The sequence below is a fragment of the Mycoplana azooxidifex genome (genome assembly GCF_014196765.1).
In the GTDB taxonomy this organism is placed as follows: Bacteria; Pseudomonadota; Alphaproteobacteria; order Rhizobiales; family Rhizobiaceae; genus Mycoplana; species Mycoplana azooxidifex.
Genome location: NZ_JACIEE010000008.1, coordinates 100418 through 117965, shown reverse-complemented (window position 1 = coordinate 117965; position 17548 = coordinate 100418). Strand labels below are relative to the sequence as shown.

Genomic DNA, 17548 nt, shown 5'->3' with positions numbered 1-17548 from the left:
TGGACTTAGTAGAACTTGCGGAACAGGCCGCGGTCGATCTGACGCTGGCGGTATTCGAGATCGATGCGGTCGATCGCGCCGTTCAGGTAGGCCGTCTCACGATCGGCGGCACTCGGTACGCGCAGGGCGCGGGTGAAATTTCTGATCTGCTTCAACATCGGTAAAACCCTTGTTCGGTTCGACCTCCCGAGTACAAAGATAGTAAAAGCAGCAAAAACAACCAGCGTTAGTAACAGACCTCAGCCATGCGATTTATGCATATCGTGCGCCAACATTTAGGCAATCGTGCATGTTTCGCAGGCATCCGCGGCCGCGACTGCACAGAAAATACCTGATGTGTGGCCGATATCCGGGGCGCTGCGGCGGGGCCGACAAATCGGCGGCGGCGCAGGAACGGAGCACAGCCGCGCCCCTGCATCGAAAAGGACGGCCTGCCATGCGCTGAGCGGGCAGCAGATTCGATGAGCTTCTTCGAAGCCGGGGAAACTATAGTTCGCCGCCGCCCGCCCGGCATTGATGCATCTCAACACGACCGGTTCACGCCGGCGAGCCTGCGTCAGGCGAAGACGCGGCTGACCGTCGAGACGCAGGCAAGCTCCTTGAGCTGGCCGATGATCTGGTTCAGCTGGCGCAGGTCCCAGACCTCGAGATCCATCTGCACCTCGGTGAAATCGGCTGCGATCCTGTTCATCGTCAGCGAGCGGATGTTCACGTCGCCTGTCGCCAGCACCTGCGTCACCTCCGCCAGCGAACCCGGTTCGTTCAGTTCGTTGAGGACGATGCGGGCCATGAAGCGGGTGTTGTTCGCCTCGTCGAGGTCCCAGCGGACGTCGATCCAGCGCTCGGGCTCGTCGTCGAACTTCTGCAGCGCCGGCGACTGGATCGGGTAGATGGTGATCCCCTTGTCCTTCTCCATGATGCCGACGATCCGGTCGCCGGGGACGGCGCCACCGGCGGAGAAATGCACCTCGGCGTTGCCGGAGAGGCCGCGGATGGGCAGGGCCTCGGGGCCTGCCGTGGCCAACGCCGCGTCGAGCTGGGCCTTGGACTTGCCGGGCAGCTTGAACACCATCCCCGACGCGCTGCGCATCGGAAACCACCCCTCCTCCTGGCTCGGCTTGACGGTGACACGCTCGTCCTGGTGGTCGGGATAGACCGCCCGCAGCACGTCGAGCGAGGAGAGTTCGCCGCGACCGACGGCGGCGATCGCGTCCTCGACCTCCTTCTGGCCGAGCCGGTGCAGGACGGGCTTCAGCGCATCACGCGAGAACGGCCTTCCGGCGCGGTCGAAGGTGCGCTCGATGATGCGATAGCCGAGCCCGGCATACTGCTTGCGCACGGCAGCGCGCGTGGCGCGGCGGATGGCGGCGCGCGCCTTGCCGGTCACCACGATCTCTTCCCAGGCCGGCGGCGGCACCTGGATGCCGGACCTTATGATCTCCACCTCGTCGCCGTTGTTGAGGCGCGTCACCAGCGGCATGATCCGGCCGTTGATCTTGGCGCCGACGCAGGTGTCGCCGATATTGGTGTGGACCGCATAGGCGAAGTCGATCGGCGTCGCCCCGCGCGGCAGCGCGATCAGCTGGCCCTTCGGCGTGAAGCAGAAGACCTGGTCCTGGAACAGCTCCAGCTTGGTGTGCTCCAGGAACTCTTCGGGATTGTCGCCCTCGGCCAGGGACTCGATCGTGCGGCGCAAAAGGGCATAGGCGTTGGACGGCGGCTTCTCGCCGTTCACGACCGCCTCCCGGTCCTTGTAGAGCGCGTGCGCGGCAATGCCGTATTCGGCGATCTCGTGCATGCGCCGGGAGCGGATCTGCAGCTCGATGCGCTGGCGCGAGGGGCCGATGATGGTGGTGTGGACCGACTGGTAGTCGTTCTGCTTCGGCGTCGAGATATAGTCCTTGAAGCGGCCGGGAACGACGCGCCAGCGGGTGTGGACGATGCCGAGCGCGCGATAGCAGGAGGGCACGTCGTCGACGAGGATGCGGAAGGCATAGACGTCGGAGAGCTGCTCGAAGGACAGCGACTTCGACTGCATCTTGCGAAACACCGAGTAGGGCTTCTTCTGGCGGCCCTTGACGATCGCCGACGGCAGGCCGTTTGCAATTAGCAGGTCGCCGAGCTCGGCCTCGATCTTGCGGATCAGCCCCTCGTTGCGCTGGGACATCTCGGCAAGCTTGCGCGTCACCGTGTCATAGGCTTCGGGGTTGATGTGGCGAAAGGCGAGGTCTTCCAGTTCCTCGCGCATGTCCTGCATGCCCATGCGGCCGGCAAGCGGCGCATAGATGTCCATCGTCTCCTCGGAGATGCGCGCCTTCTTCTCCGGCGACATGTGATCGAGGGTGCGCATGTTGTGCAGGCGGTCGGCAAGCTTGACGAGCAGCACGCGCACGTCGTCGGAGATCGCCAGAAGCAGCTTGCGCAGGTTTTCGGCCTGCTTGGCCTTCTTGGTGACGAGGTCGAGCTTCTTGATCTTGGTCAGGCCCTCGACGAGGCGTCCGATATCCTCCCCGAAGATCTCGTCGATCTCGGCGCGCGTCGCCGTCGTGTCCTCGATCGTATCGTGCAGCAGGGCGACGGCGATGGTCGACTCGTCGAGCTTCATGTCGGTCAGGATGGCCGCCACTTCGAGCGGATGGGAGATGTAGGGGTCGCCGCTGGCCCGTTTCTGCTGGCCATGCTTCTGCATGGCATAAACGTAGGCCTTGTTCAGCAGGGCCTCGTTCGCATCGGGCTTGTATTTCTGAACCCGCTCGACGAGTTCATATTGGCGCATCATCCTGCTTGAGCTCCCTCTGCGCCTGGCGTCCGAGGACGGCAAGGGGCGCAGTCGCTTCCCCTGTCTTGCGCATCACCCAAAGAGCGGTCCACCGCTCTCCAGATCATGCACGGCAACGAAAAAGTGCGCCGATCATAAGGACGGCGCACTGCACATTTCACATATATGTAACGGCTAGGCCGTCATCAATAATCGTCGCTCTTCTCCGGAGGGACAAGACCTTCGATGCCGGCGAGCAGTTCTTCTTCCGACATGCGGTCGAAGGTCACGACTTCCGGCTGGTCCACGTCCTCTTCGGCGGCCACGAAGCCGGTCTCTTCGGCAGCGGCGACCGAGGCGGCATCGGGTTCCGGCTCGTCCACCTCGACATGCTTCTGCAGCGAGTGGATGAGGTCTTCCTTCAGGTCGTCAGGCGAAAGCATCTCGTCGGCGATTTCGCGCAGCGCCACGACCGGGTTCTTGTCGTTGTCGCGGTCGACGGTGATCGATGCGCCCTGGGAAATGAGGCGGGCGCGGTGGCTTGCAAGGAGAACCAGCTCGAAGCGGTTGTCCACCTTGTCAATGCAATCTTCAACGGTGACACGGGCCATTGCCTGTCCTTTGCGGTCTTAGAAATTCTGGAGCTTGGATGCCCCGATACAATCAATGGCCGGCAAATTCAAGTTTTTCCTTGCCCGGCGCGTTCGTCGACCCGGTACGGCATGTCGCGCGGGGATCAGCGCGCAATTTCAGCGTATTCAACCTAAGTTTGCTTGGAAATTTCTAGGCCCTGCCCTAGATCCTGTATATCATCGCTTCGTAATGTTTGGGAGTTGGACATTCGTGGCCTTTTCCCGACTCACGCAGATATTTCAAGCGCTTTCTGCAAAAAGGATAAGAATGAATGTTTGACCCCCGCGAAAAGATCGCACTCTTTATCGACGGCGCAAACCTCTATGCCGCATCGCGTACACTCGGGTTCGACATCGACTACCGCAAGCTGCTGAAGGCCTTCCAGAAGCGGGGATACCTGCTGCGCGCCTATTATTACACCGCGCTGATCGAGGACCAGGAATACTCCTCGATCCGCCCGCTGATCGACTGGCTGGACTACAACGGCTACAAGGTCGTGACCAAGCCGGCCAAGGAATTCACCGATTCCCTCGGGCGCCGCAAGATCAAGGGCAACATGGACATCGAGCTTGCCATCGATGCCATGGAGCAGTCCGAAACCGTCGACCACCTGGTGATCTTCTCCGGCGACGGCGACTTTACGACGCTGGTGGAAGCGCTGCAGCGCAGGGGCCGCAAGGTGTCGGTCGTCTCCACGATGTCGACGCAGCCGCCGATGATTGCCGACGACCTGCGCCGGCAGGCCGACTACTTCATCGACCTCGTCTCGCTGAAGGCGGAAATCGGGCGCGACCCGTCCGAACGCCCCCCGCGGCAGACCGAGCCGCACCCGGCGGAAGACGTGCAGACCTGACCGCCAGGTCGCTTCGCCGCCATGCGGGCGAAACCGTCGCCCGCAGGGAAAACGCGACAAGGCGAACTCGATAAAATGCGAAGCATCCGGCTTATCCTTTTTCCACGAAGAGATGATATGCAGGCCTCCTGTGCAGGAGACACGCCCGGAAAATGCTGAGCGCAATTTCAACCATCAATGGTGCCGCCCACCATCTGGCCGCGGAACGATCGCAGCCACGCAGTTCGCGCAGTGATGCCGCGGCTGCGGCTCTGGCGGCGCTGGCGCCTGCGCGTCCCCTGCCCTCCGTCTCCGACAGCTTCGACGACGACGGCGGGGCGCTTGCCTTCCTGTACGGTCCGGCCGGCTATCCTGCCACGCCGGCGCCGCAGCAGACGCAGACCGCGCCGGCTTCCGCAGGCGGAAGCGACGCTTCTGCAAGGCTCACGATGGAGAGCACCCAGGTGACCGCGCTGTTGTCCTCGCTCATGGCATCCTCCGGCCCCGCCGCGAAGCAGGCCGCGCCGGCGTCACCTGCGCCGCAGCCGGTTTCGGCCCCGGCGTTGGCGTCCGAATCGCTGGTCAGCAAGCTCTACCGGCAGTTCTAGAACTGCCCGTCATAGAGATCGAAGGGTCGCCGCTATCCGCGATCCTTCAGGAGCCTGCTCTTCTGGCGGTTCCAGTCGCGTTCCTTGGCGGTCTCGCGCTTGTCGTGCAGCTTCTTGCCCTTTGCCAGCGCCAGTTCCAGCTTCGCCCGGCCGCGATCGTTGAAATAGATCTTCAACGGCACCAGCGTCATGCCTTCACGATTGATCGCGGTCTGCAGCCGATGCATCTCGCGCTTGGACAGCAGCAACTTGCGGCGGCGGCGGGTCTCGTGGTTGAAGCGGTTGGCCTGCAGGTATTCCGGCAGGTAGGAATTGATCAGCCAGATCTCGCCGCCCTCGTCGGAGGCGTAGGATTCGGCGATGTTGGCCTTGCCCTCGCGCAGCGACTTGACCTCGGTGCCGGTCAGCACCAGGCCGGCCTCGTAGGTATCCATGATCTCGTAGTTGAAGCGGGCCTTGCGGTTTTCCGCAACGACCTTCTTCACCGTCGTCGGCTTGGCCTTGAGCGCCATCATTTACCTCAGTTCAACAGGCCGGCGTGCCGCAGCGCCGCGTCGATCGCCGCCTCGGTCGAGGGCTCCAGCGTCGACAGCAGCGGCGAGCGCACCTTGCGGCTCATGCCGCGCAGGCGGTGCAGGCCGTACTTGGCACCGCACAGGCCGGGTTCCAGGAAGATCGCTTTGTGCAGCGGCATCAGCCGATCCTGGTATTCCAGCGCCTTGGCATAGTTTCCGGCGAGCGTCGCGGTCTGGAACTCGGCACAGAGCCTCGGAGCGACGTTGGCTGTCACCGAGATACAGCCGACGCCGCCATGGGCGTTGAAGCCGAGCGCGGTGGCATCCTCGCCCGACAGCTGCACGAAACCCTTGCCGCAGGCGATGCGCTGTTCGGAAACGCGCTCGATCCTGCCGGTCGCATCCTTGACGCCCATGATCGAGGGATGGGCCTTGTGCAGCGCGCCCATCGTCTCCGGCGACATGTCGACGACGGAGCGGCCGGGAATGTTGTAGATCACGATCGGCAGCTTCACGGCTTCGGCAATCGCCGCATAGTGGGCAAAGAGCCCCTTCTGCGTCGGCTTGTTGTAGTAGGGCGTGACGACCAGGATCGCATCGGCGCCGGCCTTTTCGGCATGCGCCGCAAGCTCGATCGCCTCGCGCGTGTTGTTGGAGCCGGCGCCGGCGATCACGGGCACGCGGCCTGCTGCGACCTCGATGCAGAGCTCGACCACCCGCTTGTGTTCGGCGTGCGAGAGCGTGGGGGATTCGCCCGTGGTGCCGACCGGGACCAGGCCGTGGCTGCCCTCTTTGATCTGCCACTCGACGTGTGCTGCGAAGGCGGCTTCATCCACCTCGCCGCTTTCGGCAAAGGGGGTAACGAGAGCGGGCATGGACCCCTTGAACATCGAGAACTCCTGAGGCCAGAGGGGCGGCAACCCCATCCTTTGGCCGTATTCCTTGATTAAAGCTGCCGCACCATAGTCATGTGGCGGTCGGGCGGCAAGCGGCGGACGCGGCGTTTTCCCACTCCCTCCGGACAAGCGCGGACTGCCTCGCTTGCGGTGGAAAGCGGGGCGGCTCAGCGACGCTGATTGTCTGGTCCGAAGCCTCCGGTAACCCTTCATTAACAGAACGAGACGCTAATCATAGAGACGGATTCGCAAGCGCCTTTCGCGCAGGGGACAATCAGCGGGCGGGACGCCTCATGACCAGGACCAACAGCTATGCGGCGATCATCCTGCTGGCGGCGGGGGCGCTGGCCTCGTCGGTGCAGGCCGGTACCTTGGCGGACGACAGGCTGCCCCTGCCCCGCACCCGGCCGCTCGGCTTTGCCGCCGGCATGCCCGCGCATGAGGCGATGGGCGCGATCGAAAACGCCACCGGGACCGACGAGGTCTCCGAAAGCCTGAAAGACGGCCTCGACGCCCTTGCAAACAGGGATCCGACCGAGGCGCTGCGCATCCGTGGGACCATGCAGCAGGACAGCCTCGACCGGCATATCCTGACTTGGGCGATCGCCGTATCCGGCCAGACCGGCGTGCCCTCCTACGAGATCGCGACGGCACAGAAGACATTGAAGGGCTGGCCCGGACTGAAGGCGCTGCGTGCCAATTCCGAGCGGGCACTGGCGCGCGAAAACCCCGCCCCCGACGCCGTCATCGCCGCCTTCGGCACGACGCGGGCGGAGACGGTGGAAGGCGCCATGGCGCTGGCGCGCGCGAAGATCACCAAGGGCGACAAGGCGGCCGCACTCGACGCGCTCAGGCCCTATTGGCATGCCGATGCGCTCGACCGCGACACGGAAACGAAGATCCTGTCCGAATTCGGCCCGCTTCTGACGGTCGCCGACCATCGCCGGCGCCTGGAGATGCTGCTTTACCGGGAGCGGACGCAGCAGGCGCAGCGTTTCGGCGATCTCGCCGAGGCCCAGTCCCTCTATCGCGCCTGGGCAGCCGTCATCGGCAAGGCGAAGAATGCCGAGGCGCTGGTCAAGGCCGTCGATCCCTCGTGGCACAAGGATCCGGCCTATGCGTTTCTGCGGGCGGAGCTTGCCAACCGGGCGGAGAACTACGCGCTCGCCGCGGAGCTTCTGTCCAGGGGCGCGCCGCGGAAGGACGACAAGGCCGCCTCCTCGGCCTGGTGGGTGGAACAGCGCATCGCCAGCCGCGGGCTCGTCGAGCAGGACAAGTACGCGGCCGCCTACCGGCTGGTCGCCCATCACGCCGCCCAGAGCGAGACCGACACCGTCGAGGCGGAGTTCCATGCCGGCTGGTATGCGCTGCGGGGAATGCACGATCCGAAGACCGCCTCGACGCATTTCCAGAAAATCCTGCGCGTCTCGAACCGGCCGCTGGCCGTTTCGCGCGCCTGGTACTGGATGGGCCGAGCAGCCGAGGCTGAGGGTTCCGCCCAGGCGAACGAGTACTTTGTGAAGGCTGCGAACTTCGGCGGCACCTACTATGGCCAGCTCGCCGCGGCCCGGATCGGGCAGACCAGCCTGAACGTGGCCTATCCGACCCCCAGCCAGGAGGAACGGGTGCGCTTTCAGTCGCGCGAGGCCGTCCGCGCGATCGACCGGCTGGCCATGGCGGGCCATGGATGGCGGGCCGCGAGCCTCTACCGCGCGCTGGCCGAGGAACTGCAAAGCCCCGGCGAACTGGCGCTGCTGGCCGCGCGGTCGGAGACCGGCGGCGACCACCAGCTTTCGTTGCAGATCGGCAAGATCGCGTTCGGCCGCGGCATCGACGTCGCAGCACTCGCCTTTCCGGTCGGCGTCATCCCGGCCAGCGCAAACATCTCCGGCTCCGGCAAGGCGCTCGCCTACGCCATCGCCCGGCAGGAGAGCGCCTTCAACCCCGCGGCCGTATCGCCGGCCAATGCGCGCGGCCTGCTGCAGCTCCTGCCCGGCACCGCCAAGGGCGTGGCGAAGCGCTACGGGCTTGCCTACTCCGCCGAGAAACTGACGAGCGATGCCGCCTACAACGCGACGCTGGGTGCGCATTTCCTCGGGGAGCAGATCAGCGATTTCAACGGCTCCTACATCCTGACCTTCATCGCCTACAATGCAGGCCCACGCCGCGTCGGCCAGTGGATCGCGCGCTACGGCGATCCACGCGGAAAGCCTATCGACGAGGTGGTGGACTGGGTCGAGAAAATTCCATTCTCCGAGACGCGCAGCTACGTCCAGCGCGTGATGGAAAACTATCAGGTCTACAAGACACGGCTCGGCCAGAAGGCCGATATCGTTCACGACCTGCGCATCGGCCGGTCATAGGTCGGGAGCCGGACCGGCGGGAGGCTGCGCTCCGCTGCTCTAGCCATGCGTCCGACTTTAACGCGGCCGGCAGTATTTGCTTCGCGACTGGCTGTCCCGCAAGCCTGCCTTGCGGCATATTGGGGAAAATGCATGTCCCCAGGCGGAGACCGGATGACGGCCGAGACCTCGCAACCCTACCGGGAACGCTTCTTCTTCGCGCGCGACGGCCTCAGGCTCCATGCCCGCGACTACCCGCCCGCTATCCCCGACGACTCACGGGCGCCGATCGTCTGCCTTGCCGGATTGAGCCGCAATGCGCGCGACTTCCACCCGTTTGCCTGCACGATCGCAGATGAACTCGGCCGGCGTGTCGTCGCGCTCGACTACCGCGGCAGGGGACGCTCGGAGGTGGACGCCAACAAGGCGAACTACACGCTTGCCGTCGAATGCGCCGACGTCGAGACGGCGCTGGAGGCGCTCGGCATCGAGAACGCGGTGTTCGTGGGCACCTCCCGCGGCGGGCTCATCCTCCACCTCCTCGCCGTCGCCGCCCCCCACAGGCTGAAGGGCGTCATCCTGAACGACATTGGACCGGTGATCGAACCGAAGGGCCTGCAGGAAATCGCCGCCTATCTCAACCGGCCGCAGACACCGGGCAACTGGGAGGAGGCCGCTGCGATCCTGCGAAACACGCATGGCGCGGCCTTTCCCGCGCTGTCGCAAGACGACTGGCACGACATGGCGCATGCGATCTATGTCGAGCGCGACGGCGCAATCGTTGCCGACTTCGACCCAGCGATTGCCCGGCAATTGCTGGCAGTGGACCTGACCGGCCCCCTGCCCGATCTCTGGGCCCAGTTCGACGCGTTCCGCCCGTTTCCCATGCTGGCTATCCGTGGCGAGCACTCCTCGCTGCTGTCACCGGGAACGCTGGCCGCGATGGCGAGGCGCCATCCGAGGCTTACGACCTTCACGGCCGCCGGCCAGGGTCACGCGCCGCTTCTCCACAAGCCGGACGTGCTTGCGGCCATCAAGGATTTCCTGCTGACCGTCTGAGGCCAATGGGTCGAAGATCCGCGCAGCACTTCGCCTGGCATTCCGGTGAGGCGGCGGGCAACGCCTTGTCTGCCCGATGCCGGCTGAGGCCTAACGTCGCTCGAGGCTAGTTAGGTCGAGCCTAATGCGGTCTCCGGCACCCCTGAAACGGCAAGAGCCCGGCCTTGCGGCCGGGCTCCCTCCAATATGACCGAGGTCAGATCAGATTAGAAGTCGCGCTGGAAGCGGATCATGCCGCCCCAATCCTGGGCTTCGTCGCCACCGATCTGGTCGTAATCGGCAACGTAGCTAACTTCCGGACGGATCCGGAAGCCCGGAACAACTGCGTAGTTAAGGCCGACCGTAGCTTCGAACTTCGCGGTGTCGGTGAAGTCACCAGCAGCGTCCGTAACGCCCTGATCCATGAAGTTGAAGTCGCTGTAGATGGCCAGCTTGTCGGTGAACTGGTAGGTCGCACCGAGCCAGACAGCCCAATCGCCGTACCACTGAGCGTAGTCGTTGCGGTAGTCGCCGTCGGTGTTCCAGCCAGCCATTACGTAGGCGCTGAAGGCACCGAAGGTAGCGTTGATACGGCCCTTGATGGCGCCTTCTTCGGCGACACCGTCGTAGCCGCCGACGAGGAATGCCTGGAAGCCGCCGGTCGAGTAGCTAAGACCGCCAACTACGTTCGGGACGTAGGTGTCGACGTTGCTGTGCGAACCCAGGAAGTCGTCGTGATCGTCGCTGCTGTCTTCAACAGCGGCCGTGAACGAGAAGCCAGCATCCGTATCGCCGTAGGTGTAACGGATCTGGTTGCGAGCCGTATCACCGTAGTTGACGAAGATGTAGTCGTTGTTCGAGTTGCCGCCACCGATGTAGCCGCCAGCGAAGAGCGAATCGGTGAAGCCGATCAGGAAGCCGGCGAATTCGATGTAGCCGTGCGCCAGGTTGGTGCTGCCGCCGTTGTTGTTGTCCTTCTGGAACTCAACTTCAGCGTAGGTCTTCAGGGCGCCGTATTCGGTGTCCGTAGCCGTCGAGAACTTGACGGTTGCACGGGTACGGGTCTGCCAGGAGTCGCCGCCGCCGCCCGGGAACGTGTCCTGACCAGTGGCTTCGATGTCACCACCACGCCATTCAACGCGGAGGTAGCCGCCGATCTTGAGGCAGGTTTCGGTGCCCGGGATGTAGAAGTAACCGGTGCCGAACGCGTCGCAGACGCGAACGTATTCCATCGGCTCCGGCTCGGCGGCGACGATAGCGTCGGCAGCCTGTGCGCCGGATACTGCTGCGAGAGCCGCAGCGGAGCCGAGAAGAAGGCTCTTGATGTTCATTTCTGACCTCCAGTCAAAAGTTTCATTCGGGTCTGGGTCTTTTTGCTGAAGGACAGCGTTCCCTGCCCCATCCCCAATTTCAAGAAGCGGACGATCACCGCCCCTGCTTCCGGAGTTGAAAATACAAAACGGGGAACTTGGTGCAATCTTGAAACCGCCGGAAGCACGCGTTTGGCACACCCTTCCGGTTACCGTGTTGCGCAAAGGACACAAAACTGTAACCGGGGTACAGAAAAATTTACGATGCGTTAATAAAAGGCCTTACGATCCCAGCACTTAGCAGAGCGCAAAAGACGCCCGAGCCGGAGCGCGAACAGGCTGATTCACGAGGGAAGCCGTTGACTGGTGGGGCGCGAGGGAATGTTTGGGGGCCGATGACCGGCCGCAGAGGCATGAGATCGCTCCTGCCGGCAACACCCGATTCTGTCTCGAATCGAGAATCATCGCAGCCGGGGACGAAAAAAGCCCGGCCGACGGCCGGGCTTTCCAGTCTGATTCGAAGAGGACTTAGAAGTTGCGCTGGAAGCGGATGACGCCGCCCCAGTCTTCGGCGTCGGCGCCGGCCTTCTCGTCCATGTCGCTGCGGTAGTTGAGTTCCGGAATGACCGTGAAGCCCGGAACGACCTGGTAGGCAACGTTCAGCGCCGCTTCGACGTTGTCGCCGTCGTCGAAGTTGACACCAGCGTTGATGGTTGCCTTTTCGGTCAGCGTGTAGGTGCCGCCGAGCCAGACAGCCCAGTCGCCATCCCAACGGGCATACTTGTTCTGGACATCGCCGTCGGTGTTCCAGCCGCCCATCGCGAACAGCGAGACCGGACCGAAGGTCACATCGCCGCGAACCTTGATTGCGCCTTCTTCGGCGTAATCGTCGTAGGCGCCGACTGCACGGAGCTGCCATACGCCGCCGTTATAGCCGAGACCGGCGATGACGTTGGGTACGTAGCTGTCATAGTCGGTGTAGGTGTTGTAGCCGTCGTCGTTGCTGTCGCTGCCGTCTTCGAGCGAGATGACGGCGGTGAAGCCGGCGCCCGTGTCGTACTTGTAGGTCAGCTGCGTGGCCTGGAAGTCACCGTAGTCAACGTCATAGTAGTCGTTGATGTTGTTGTTGCCGAAGCCGGTGAAGCTCGAGTAGGCCGAGTCGGTGTAACCGACCAGGAAGCCACCGAGCTCGATGTAACCTTCCTGCAGGTAGCTGTCGGAATCGCTGTTGTCGTCACGGTCGAAGCGGACTTCGGTGAAGGTCTTCAGCGCACCGTATTCGGTGTCGGTCGCCGAGGACAGACGCAGGGCTACACGGGTGCGGGTCCGCCAGGAGTCGCCACCGCCACCGGGGAAGGTGTCCTGACCGTTGACGTCGCCGCCGGAAACGTCGACGCGGACGTAGCCGCCGATCTTCAGGCAGGTCTCGGTGCCGGGGATGTAGAAGTAGCCGGTGCCGAACGCGTCGCAGACGCGAACGTATTCCATCGGCTCGGGCTCGGCAGCGACGATAGCGTCGGCAGCCTGTGCGCCGGAAACTGCTGCGAGTGCCGCAGCGGAGCCAAGAAGCAGGCTCTTGATGTTCATTTTTGACCTCCAGTCAAACATTCTGATCCGATTGCGTCGGCGGGCGAACTCCTCGTCCATCCGTCCGACTGACGCATGTCCGGGACGGGAAGCCCTGACCTGCTGCAGCCACATTGCAGCCAGACCGCTGCCGTGCAACCAACAAAATTGAATAGCCTCCCCTGTTTTAAAATAGATCGTCATAATTGTTGCAATAATAACACGTCTACTTTGAATGAAATTTCCCTATCTATCGGATTCTTATCGCATTTTCGAAGATTACAGATAACATATTTTATACTTGGTATCACGATTGTTCCTTATCTTTATTATGAATGTGAGCTACAAAATTTAGATCAATGAGATTTCTTTCGTAATCTATGACTACTAATCCTATTTTATACTTATGCATACTGAAACTCTGAAGAATACACCAGGAGACACGCCGATCGACCGGAGCAGGCTGGACAAAAAACGGCATGGCGGCGGCGAGGCACGCAGATTCGCGGCAGTGGATCGGCCTTGCCTATGGCGGGAGGATCGGCGAACATGACTTGGAGACGGCATCTAAAACCTGAAGGTTCAACGCGCATGGGCCGCGGAAACGTCAATCTCTACGTGCTGGCCTGCGCGATGATCACCCTGGCTGCACCCGCCGCCGCCGAAGAGGCGATCGTCCCCGACGGCGCACGCGAATCGACCGAGACAGACAGCTGCCGGTCCTTCGGCCCCGGCTATTTCAAGCTCGCCGGCACGCAGACCTGCATGAAGATCGGCGGCAGCGTCCGGGTCGACATCGGCGGCGGAGACCCGTCGCGTAACGGCGAGCCGTCCAAAGACTGATTCCCACGATCGCGGCGATTGCCGCGACAAGGGCAAACGGGCGATGCGCATGAAGTGTCTTCTCGCTGCAGTCCTCCTGGCCACAGCCGCGGCGACGGGCGCCCATGCTGCGGACGCGATCGTCGCGGCCGAAGCCGGCCCGTTGGAATATGTCCGCGTCTGCGACGCGTTCGGCGCCGGCTACTTCTATATCCCCGGCACGGAGACATGCCTGAAGATCGGCGGCTACCTGCGGGTCGAGGCATCCGGGGGCGACGCCAACGAACAGGACACGTTCCCCGGCGGCGGCGGCGATTCGTGGTCGACGCGCTCGCGGCTGGCGCTGCGTTTCTCGACGGCGGGCGATACCGAATACGGTGCGCTGACGACCTACAGCGAGGCCGAGATCCAGAACGACGACAACGGCCCGACCGAGATCAACGTGGAAAACGCCTACATCGAGCTCGGCGGCCTGCGCGTCGGCTTCTCCGACACTCTCTATACCGAGTTCATGGGGGACGCCGGCAATACCATCAACGACTTCTACGATGTCGACTACGGGGATTTCGGCCGCACACAGGTCCGCTACGCCTACGGCGCCGAGAAGGGTTTCAGCTTTGCCTTCTCCGCCGAGGACAGCAGCAACCAGGACGACGATGAAACCGACAGCTACATGCCGGACCTGGTCGCAGCCCTGGGTTACGGCACCGACAGCTTCAGGATCCGCGCCGCCGGCGGCTATGACGAGCAGATGGAGGCGGGCGCCGCCAAGCTGAGGGTGGACGGCATGCTCGGCCCGGTCGAGCTCTTCGCCATGGGCGGCTGGAACATCGGCGGAAACGAGCCGAACGACTACGCCCGGTGGAGCGGCGACTGGGCGCTCTGGGTCGGCGGCTCGTTCAAGATGACGGACAAGGCGACGATGAACGCGTCCGCGAACTTCGACGAGGGCGGCGATGCGGAAGCGGCGCTGAACCTTAGCTACACCGTCGTGCCCGGCTTCACCGTCACCCCGGAAATCAACTATCGCAACCGCATGGACGAGAAGGCCGGCCCGAAGGCGCAAGACTGGGGTGCGGTGATCCGCTTCCAGCGCGGCTTCTGAATATGCCGGCTGGTTGGCCGGCTGGGCCGGATGGCCGACAGGCCCTTACGCGAAAAAATGCTCGCGCGGCAGACATGATGCGGCTTTGCCAGTGCCGGGGAAAAATTGCGAGGGAAAAACAGAGGGGCTGCGCCTTCGAGCCGGAAGGATCCCGGCGCTGTCGAGGCCCGGCGAAACCGGGCCCGTGATATCTGCCAACGCCGGCTGTCAGCGCTGGAAATTGACCACCATGCCCGGCGCGACGGCGGCGCCGGTGCCCGGCTGGACTTCCTCGACCTCGCCGGCGCCGAGCCCGGTCGCCACGACCGAGACGCGGAAGGTGCCGGCCAGGTCCTTGTCAAAGATCGCGCCGACGACGATGTTGGCGTCGTGGTGAACCTCGTCGCGAATGCGCGAGGCGGCCTCGTCCACTTCGAACAGCGTCATGTCGGTGCCGCCGGAAATGGAGATGAGCACGCCCTGGGCGCCCTTCATCGAGGCCTCGTCCAGAAGCGGGTTGGCAATCGCGGCTTCTGCCGCCTTCATCGCCCTGCCCTCGCCCGATGCCTCGCCGGTGCCCATCATCGCCCGGCCCATGTCCTTCATGACCGCGCGGACGTCGGCGAAGTCGAGATTGATCAGGCCTTCCTTGACGATCAGGTCGGTGATGCAGCTGACGCCGGAGTAGAGTACCCGGTCGGCCATGATGAAGGCATCGGCGAAAGTGGTGTTGGCGGTCGCGACGCGGAACAGGTTCTGGTTGGGAATGACGATGACGGTGTCGGCGCTCTCGCGCAGGCGGGTAATGCCCTCGTCCGCCATCTGCATGCGGCGCCGGCCTTCGAAGCTGAACGGCTTGGTGACCACGCCGACCGTGAGGATGCCGGCCTTTCGCGCCGCCTCGGCGATGACGGCAGCCGCACCCGTGCCGGTTCCGCCGCCCATGCCGGCGGTGACGAAGCACATGTGCGTGCCGGACAGGTGGTCCATGATCTCGTCGATCGATTCTTCCGCCGCTGCCCGGCCGATTTCCGGGTGCGCACCCGCGCCGAGCCCGCCGGTGATGTCGGAGCCGAGCTGGATGATCCGCGTCGACTTCGACATGGCCAACGCCTGGGCATCGGTATTGGCGACAACGAAGTCGGCGCCCTGGAGGTCTTCGGTGATCATGTTGTTCACCGCATTGCCGCCACCGCCGCCGACGCCGATCACCGTGATCTTCGGTCGCATTTCCGCGATCTCATGGGCCCGGGCATTCGTCATGTCTCGTCTCCTCGTAGCATCGGGGGGCGTCACGCTGCCAGCCTGACGACAATCGCGAATCACCGCATCCCTGTTCGTAGATATTGGATAACAGATGTCCGCCGCAAATGAACGCAACCGGCAGTTCCCTCCAGCGAGTCGCGCACGAATCATAGAGAGCTGAAAAATGTGACTTTCTGCCGGCAGGAGGGTTTCCATCGCGGCCTATGAACAGGAAAGCGGGCACGACGGCGAGGCCGCGGACGCGATGCGGCGCGCAGCGGAGACAGGCCCCGGATGCCGGGCCTTGTTGCGAACGGGAAGAGAGACTACCTCAGGCCCAGCCTGTCGCGGTGGTAGGCCTCGTATTTCCTTGCCTCGTCCTCGCTCGCGAATGCCGAATGCATCGTGCTGTCGTCGATACGCACCGTGACGACCCACTTGCCGCTCTGCTGGACGACCGTGACCGCCTTTTCCGGACCGTTGCTTTTCTGCAAGCCTGCCTCCTGCCCCATTTTGAGCCACCCACTCTACGTAGACGCGCGAGCCATGCGGATTTGTTTCGCAACCGGAGATAACGGTTTCGTGAACACCGCCCGCGTCCCGACCCGTCCACGCCATGCGTGGCGCGGGAGGAGCCAGTGCAACGTCGTCGAGCGCCCGGACGGCAAGGCCGGTCCAGCCCGATCATCCGCACGGCTGCGACATCGAAACGGTGGACGGATCGCGCAGCATGGAACATTGTCGCTCTGCGGCGCTCTTGAGGTGTCTTGTGAAACCGTGTCTTGGGAAACTAGGAGACAGCGAATGACGAACGGCAGCGAGAAGCAGGAACTGATCCGCAAGAAGGCCTATGCGATCTGGGAGACGGAAGGACGGCCGCAGGGCCAGGACGAGCGCCACTGGCGGCAGGCCGAGGAAGAAGTCGAAACGCCCGCATCAACCGGGAAACCCGCCGCCCGGAAGGTTGCGGCCGCGAAGCCGGCAACACAGAAGCCCGCCACCAAGCAACCCGCCGGGAAGCAACCGGCAAAACGTCGCGCCAAGCCGGCTGCGGATCCCGCCTGAAGCCAGTTTTGCGTCTATCGGATATGCAGGTGGGGCCGGTTCAGCCCGGCCCGTTCGGCCTGCCGGTTCAGGCCTGCCGGTGCGGCCTCGCGCGGTTCAGCCCGTCGGGCGCCGCAGGCGGTTGCCGGCCATGGAGATGAGCTTCTCCGGTTCGCGAGCTCCGGCCTTGTAGAGCTGGATGACCTGCCTGGCGAGTTCGTCCGCGGCGGCGGACCTCTGCGACAGCAGGCACTCCTTGCAGAGTTCGTCAAAGACCCGCTGCAGCATGGCAAGATCACCCGGCCCGACGAAGTCGTCGGCTCGGATAAAGCGCGTAATCATCGACACCTCCCTAGCTGGTGGAAAACAGTGCGCCCTCCGCCCTGGCGGCACAAGCGATCAACAAGTGTATCACATCGTAAGGTTCCGTCGAACCAGCATGGAGCGGCCCCGCGATCGGTGCCGAAAGCGAAGGCGTGCAGCGCCGCAATCCGGTGCAGCCTGGACGGCATCTCAATGCAGCGTCGGCGGCCCGTCCTCGTCCTCGTCAGCATCAAGGAGCGCGATCAGCCCGATCTCCCGGACGCCCTGCTCAAATTCTTCCCATGCCGCCTGGTCGGTGGGGAAGAGCTCCTCCCAGACGGTCGAGCTGCCATCCGCTTCGGCCAGCTCGAGCACCCAGCCCACCGCGCCCTCCAACTGATAGATCTCGACATCGATCGTCATCCCGTCGGCCGTGAACTTGCAGGACAGTGGAGACATGACGATTTTCGGATCTCGCTTGCTCATCGGCCCGTCGCTCCGCATCAAATGAAACCGCTCGCCCCCAAAAACGCAGACGCGCCGCGGGAGGAG

18 protein-coding genes are annotated in these 17548 nt (G+C 63.6%); 7 read left to right on the top strand and 11 right to left on the bottom strand.

Annotation, left to right across the window (positions count from 1 at the left end; all coding sequences use genetic code 11):
• Positions 1–5: 5 nt before the first annotated feature.
• The 3 genes from GGQ64_RS19320 to rpoZ form a co-directional block, all read right to left on the bottom strand.
• Positions 6–158 carry a DUF3563 family protein gene (locus GGQ64_RS19320; protein WP_183806958.1) on the bottom strand — a complete coding sequence of 51 codons (153 nt, stop codon included), beginning with the start codon at positions 156–158 and terminating at the stop codon, positions 6–8.
• 398 nt (positions 159–556) lie between these two features.
• Positions 557–2779, bottom strand: a complete 2223-nt coding sequence (locus GGQ64_RS19315; RefSeq protein ID WP_183806957.1) for a RelA/SpoT family protein — start codon at positions 2777–2779, stop codon at positions 557–559.
• Between the two features lie 185 nt (positions 2780–2964).
• Positions 2965–3369 carry a DNA-directed RNA polymerase subunit omega gene (rpoZ, locus tag GGQ64_RS19310; protein ID WP_183806956.1) on the bottom strand — a complete coding sequence of 135 codons (405 nt, stop codon included), beginning with the start codon at positions 3367–3369 and terminating at the stop codon, positions 2965–2967.
• 293 nt (positions 3370–3662) lie between these two features.
• Here rpoZ and GGQ64_RS19305 point away from each other — a divergent pair, with 293 nt between their 5' ends.
• Together GGQ64_RS19305 and GGQ64_RS19300 are read left to right on the top strand one after the other, a co-directional pair.
• Positions 3663–4244, top strand: coding sequence for a LabA-like NYN domain-containing protein (locus GGQ64_RS19305; protein WP_183806955.1), 582 nt, complete (start codon positions 3663–3665; stop codon positions 4242–4244).
• 152 nt (positions 4245–4396) lie between these two features.
• Positions 4397–4831, top strand: coding sequence for a hypothetical protein (locus GGQ64_RS19300; protein WP_183806954.1), 435 nt, complete (start codon positions 4397–4399; stop codon positions 4829–4831).
• Between the two features lie 32 nt (positions 4832–4863).
• Here the strand turns inward: GGQ64_RS19300 and smpB are convergent, their stop codons facing one another.
• Together smpB and dapA are read right to left on the bottom strand one after the other, a co-directional pair.
• Positions 4864–5343: an SsrA-binding protein SmpB gene (gene smpB / locus GGQ64_RS19295; protein WP_183806953.1), complete on the bottom strand. Its 480-nt coding sequence runs from the start codon at positions 5341–5343 to the stop codon at positions 4864–4866.
• Positions 5344–5351: 8 nt separating this feature from the next.
• Positions 5352–6236: a 4-hydroxy-tetrahydrodipicolinate synthase gene (gene dapA, locus GGQ64_RS19290; protein WP_183806952.1), complete on the bottom strand. Its 885-nt coding sequence runs from the start codon at positions 6234–6236 to the stop codon at positions 5352–5354.
• A gap of 299 nt (positions 6237–6535) precedes the next feature.
• On the opposite strand from dapA, the gene GGQ64_RS19285 reads away from it, so the two are divergent.
• The gene (locus GGQ64_RS19285; RefSeq protein WP_183806951.1) at positions 6536–8605 is read left to right on the top strand and encodes a lytic transglycosylase domain-containing protein; all 2070 of its coding nucleotides are present in this window, start codon (positions 6536–6538) and stop codon (positions 8603–8605) included.
• Positions 8606–8758: 153 nt separating this feature from the next.
• Positions 8759–9643, top strand: coding sequence for an alpha/beta fold hydrolase (locus GGQ64_RS19280; RefSeq protein WP_183807153.1), 885 nt, complete (start codon positions 8759–8761; stop codon positions 9641–9643).
• A gap of 206 nt (positions 9644–9849) precedes the next feature.
• On the opposite strand, the gene GGQ64_RS19275 is transcribed toward GGQ64_RS19280, so the two are convergent.
• Positions 9850–10953, bottom strand: a complete 1104-nt coding sequence (locus GGQ64_RS19275) for a porin (protein ID WP_183806950.1) — start codon at positions 10951–10953, stop codon at positions 9850–9852.
• A 507-nt stretch (positions 10954–11460) separates the two neighbouring features.
• Positions 11461–12519: a porin gene (locus GGQ64_RS19270; RefSeq protein ID WP_183806949.1), complete on the bottom strand. Its 1059-nt coding sequence runs from the start codon at positions 12517–12519 to the stop codon at positions 11461–11463.
• 570 nt (positions 12520–13089) lie between these two features.
• On the opposite strand from GGQ64_RS19270, the gene GGQ64_RS19265 reads away from it, so the two are divergent.
• Both GGQ64_RS19265 and GGQ64_RS19260 read left to right on the top strand, forming a co-directional pair.
• Entirely contained in the window at positions 13090–13341 is a 252-nt protein-coding gene (locus GGQ64_RS19265) for a porin (protein WP_246422786.1), read from the top strand.
• Positions 13342–13390: 49 nt separating this feature from the next.
• The gene (locus GGQ64_RS19260) at positions 13391–14425 is read left to right on the top strand and encodes a porin (protein WP_183806948.1); all 1035 of its coding nucleotides are present in this window, start codon (positions 13391–13393) and stop codon (positions 14423–14425) included.
• A 207-nt stretch (positions 14426–14632) separates the two neighbouring features.
• On the opposite strand, the gene ftsZ is transcribed toward GGQ64_RS19260, so the two are convergent.
• Together ftsZ and GGQ64_RS19250 are read right to left on the bottom strand one after the other, a co-directional pair.
• Positions 14633–15667: a cell division protein FtsZ gene (gene ftsZ, locus GGQ64_RS19255; protein ID WP_183806947.1), complete on the bottom strand. Its 1035-nt coding sequence runs from the start codon at positions 15665–15667 to the stop codon at positions 14633–14635.
• Between the two features lie 308 nt (positions 15668–15975).
• Positions 15976–16143, bottom strand: a complete 168-nt coding sequence (locus tag GGQ64_RS19250) for a hypothetical protein (RefSeq protein ID WP_183806946.1) — start codon at positions 16141–16143, stop codon at positions 15976–15978.
• A 310-nt stretch (positions 16144–16453) separates the two neighbouring features.
• Here GGQ64_RS19250 and GGQ64_RS19245 point away from each other — a divergent pair, with 310 nt between their 5' ends.
• Complete coding sequence (locus GGQ64_RS19245) at positions 16454–16714, top strand: DUF2934 domain-containing protein (protein WP_183806945.1); 261 nt, start codon at positions 16454–16456, stop codon at positions 16712–16714.
• 96 nt (positions 16715–16810) lie between these two features.
• Here the strand turns inward: GGQ64_RS19245 and GGQ64_RS19240 are convergent, their stop codons facing one another.
• Together GGQ64_RS19240 and GGQ64_RS19235 are read right to left on the bottom strand one after the other, a co-directional pair.
• Entirely contained in the window at positions 16811–17035 is a 225-nt protein-coding gene (locus GGQ64_RS19240; RefSeq protein ID WP_183806944.1) for a hypothetical protein, read from the bottom strand.
• Between the two features lie 171 nt (positions 17036–17206).
• Positions 17207–17482, bottom strand: a complete 276-nt coding sequence (locus GGQ64_RS19235; protein ID WP_210300322.1) for a hypothetical protein — start codon at positions 17480–17482, stop codon at positions 17207–17209.
• Positions 17483–17548: the final 66 nt, after the last annotated feature.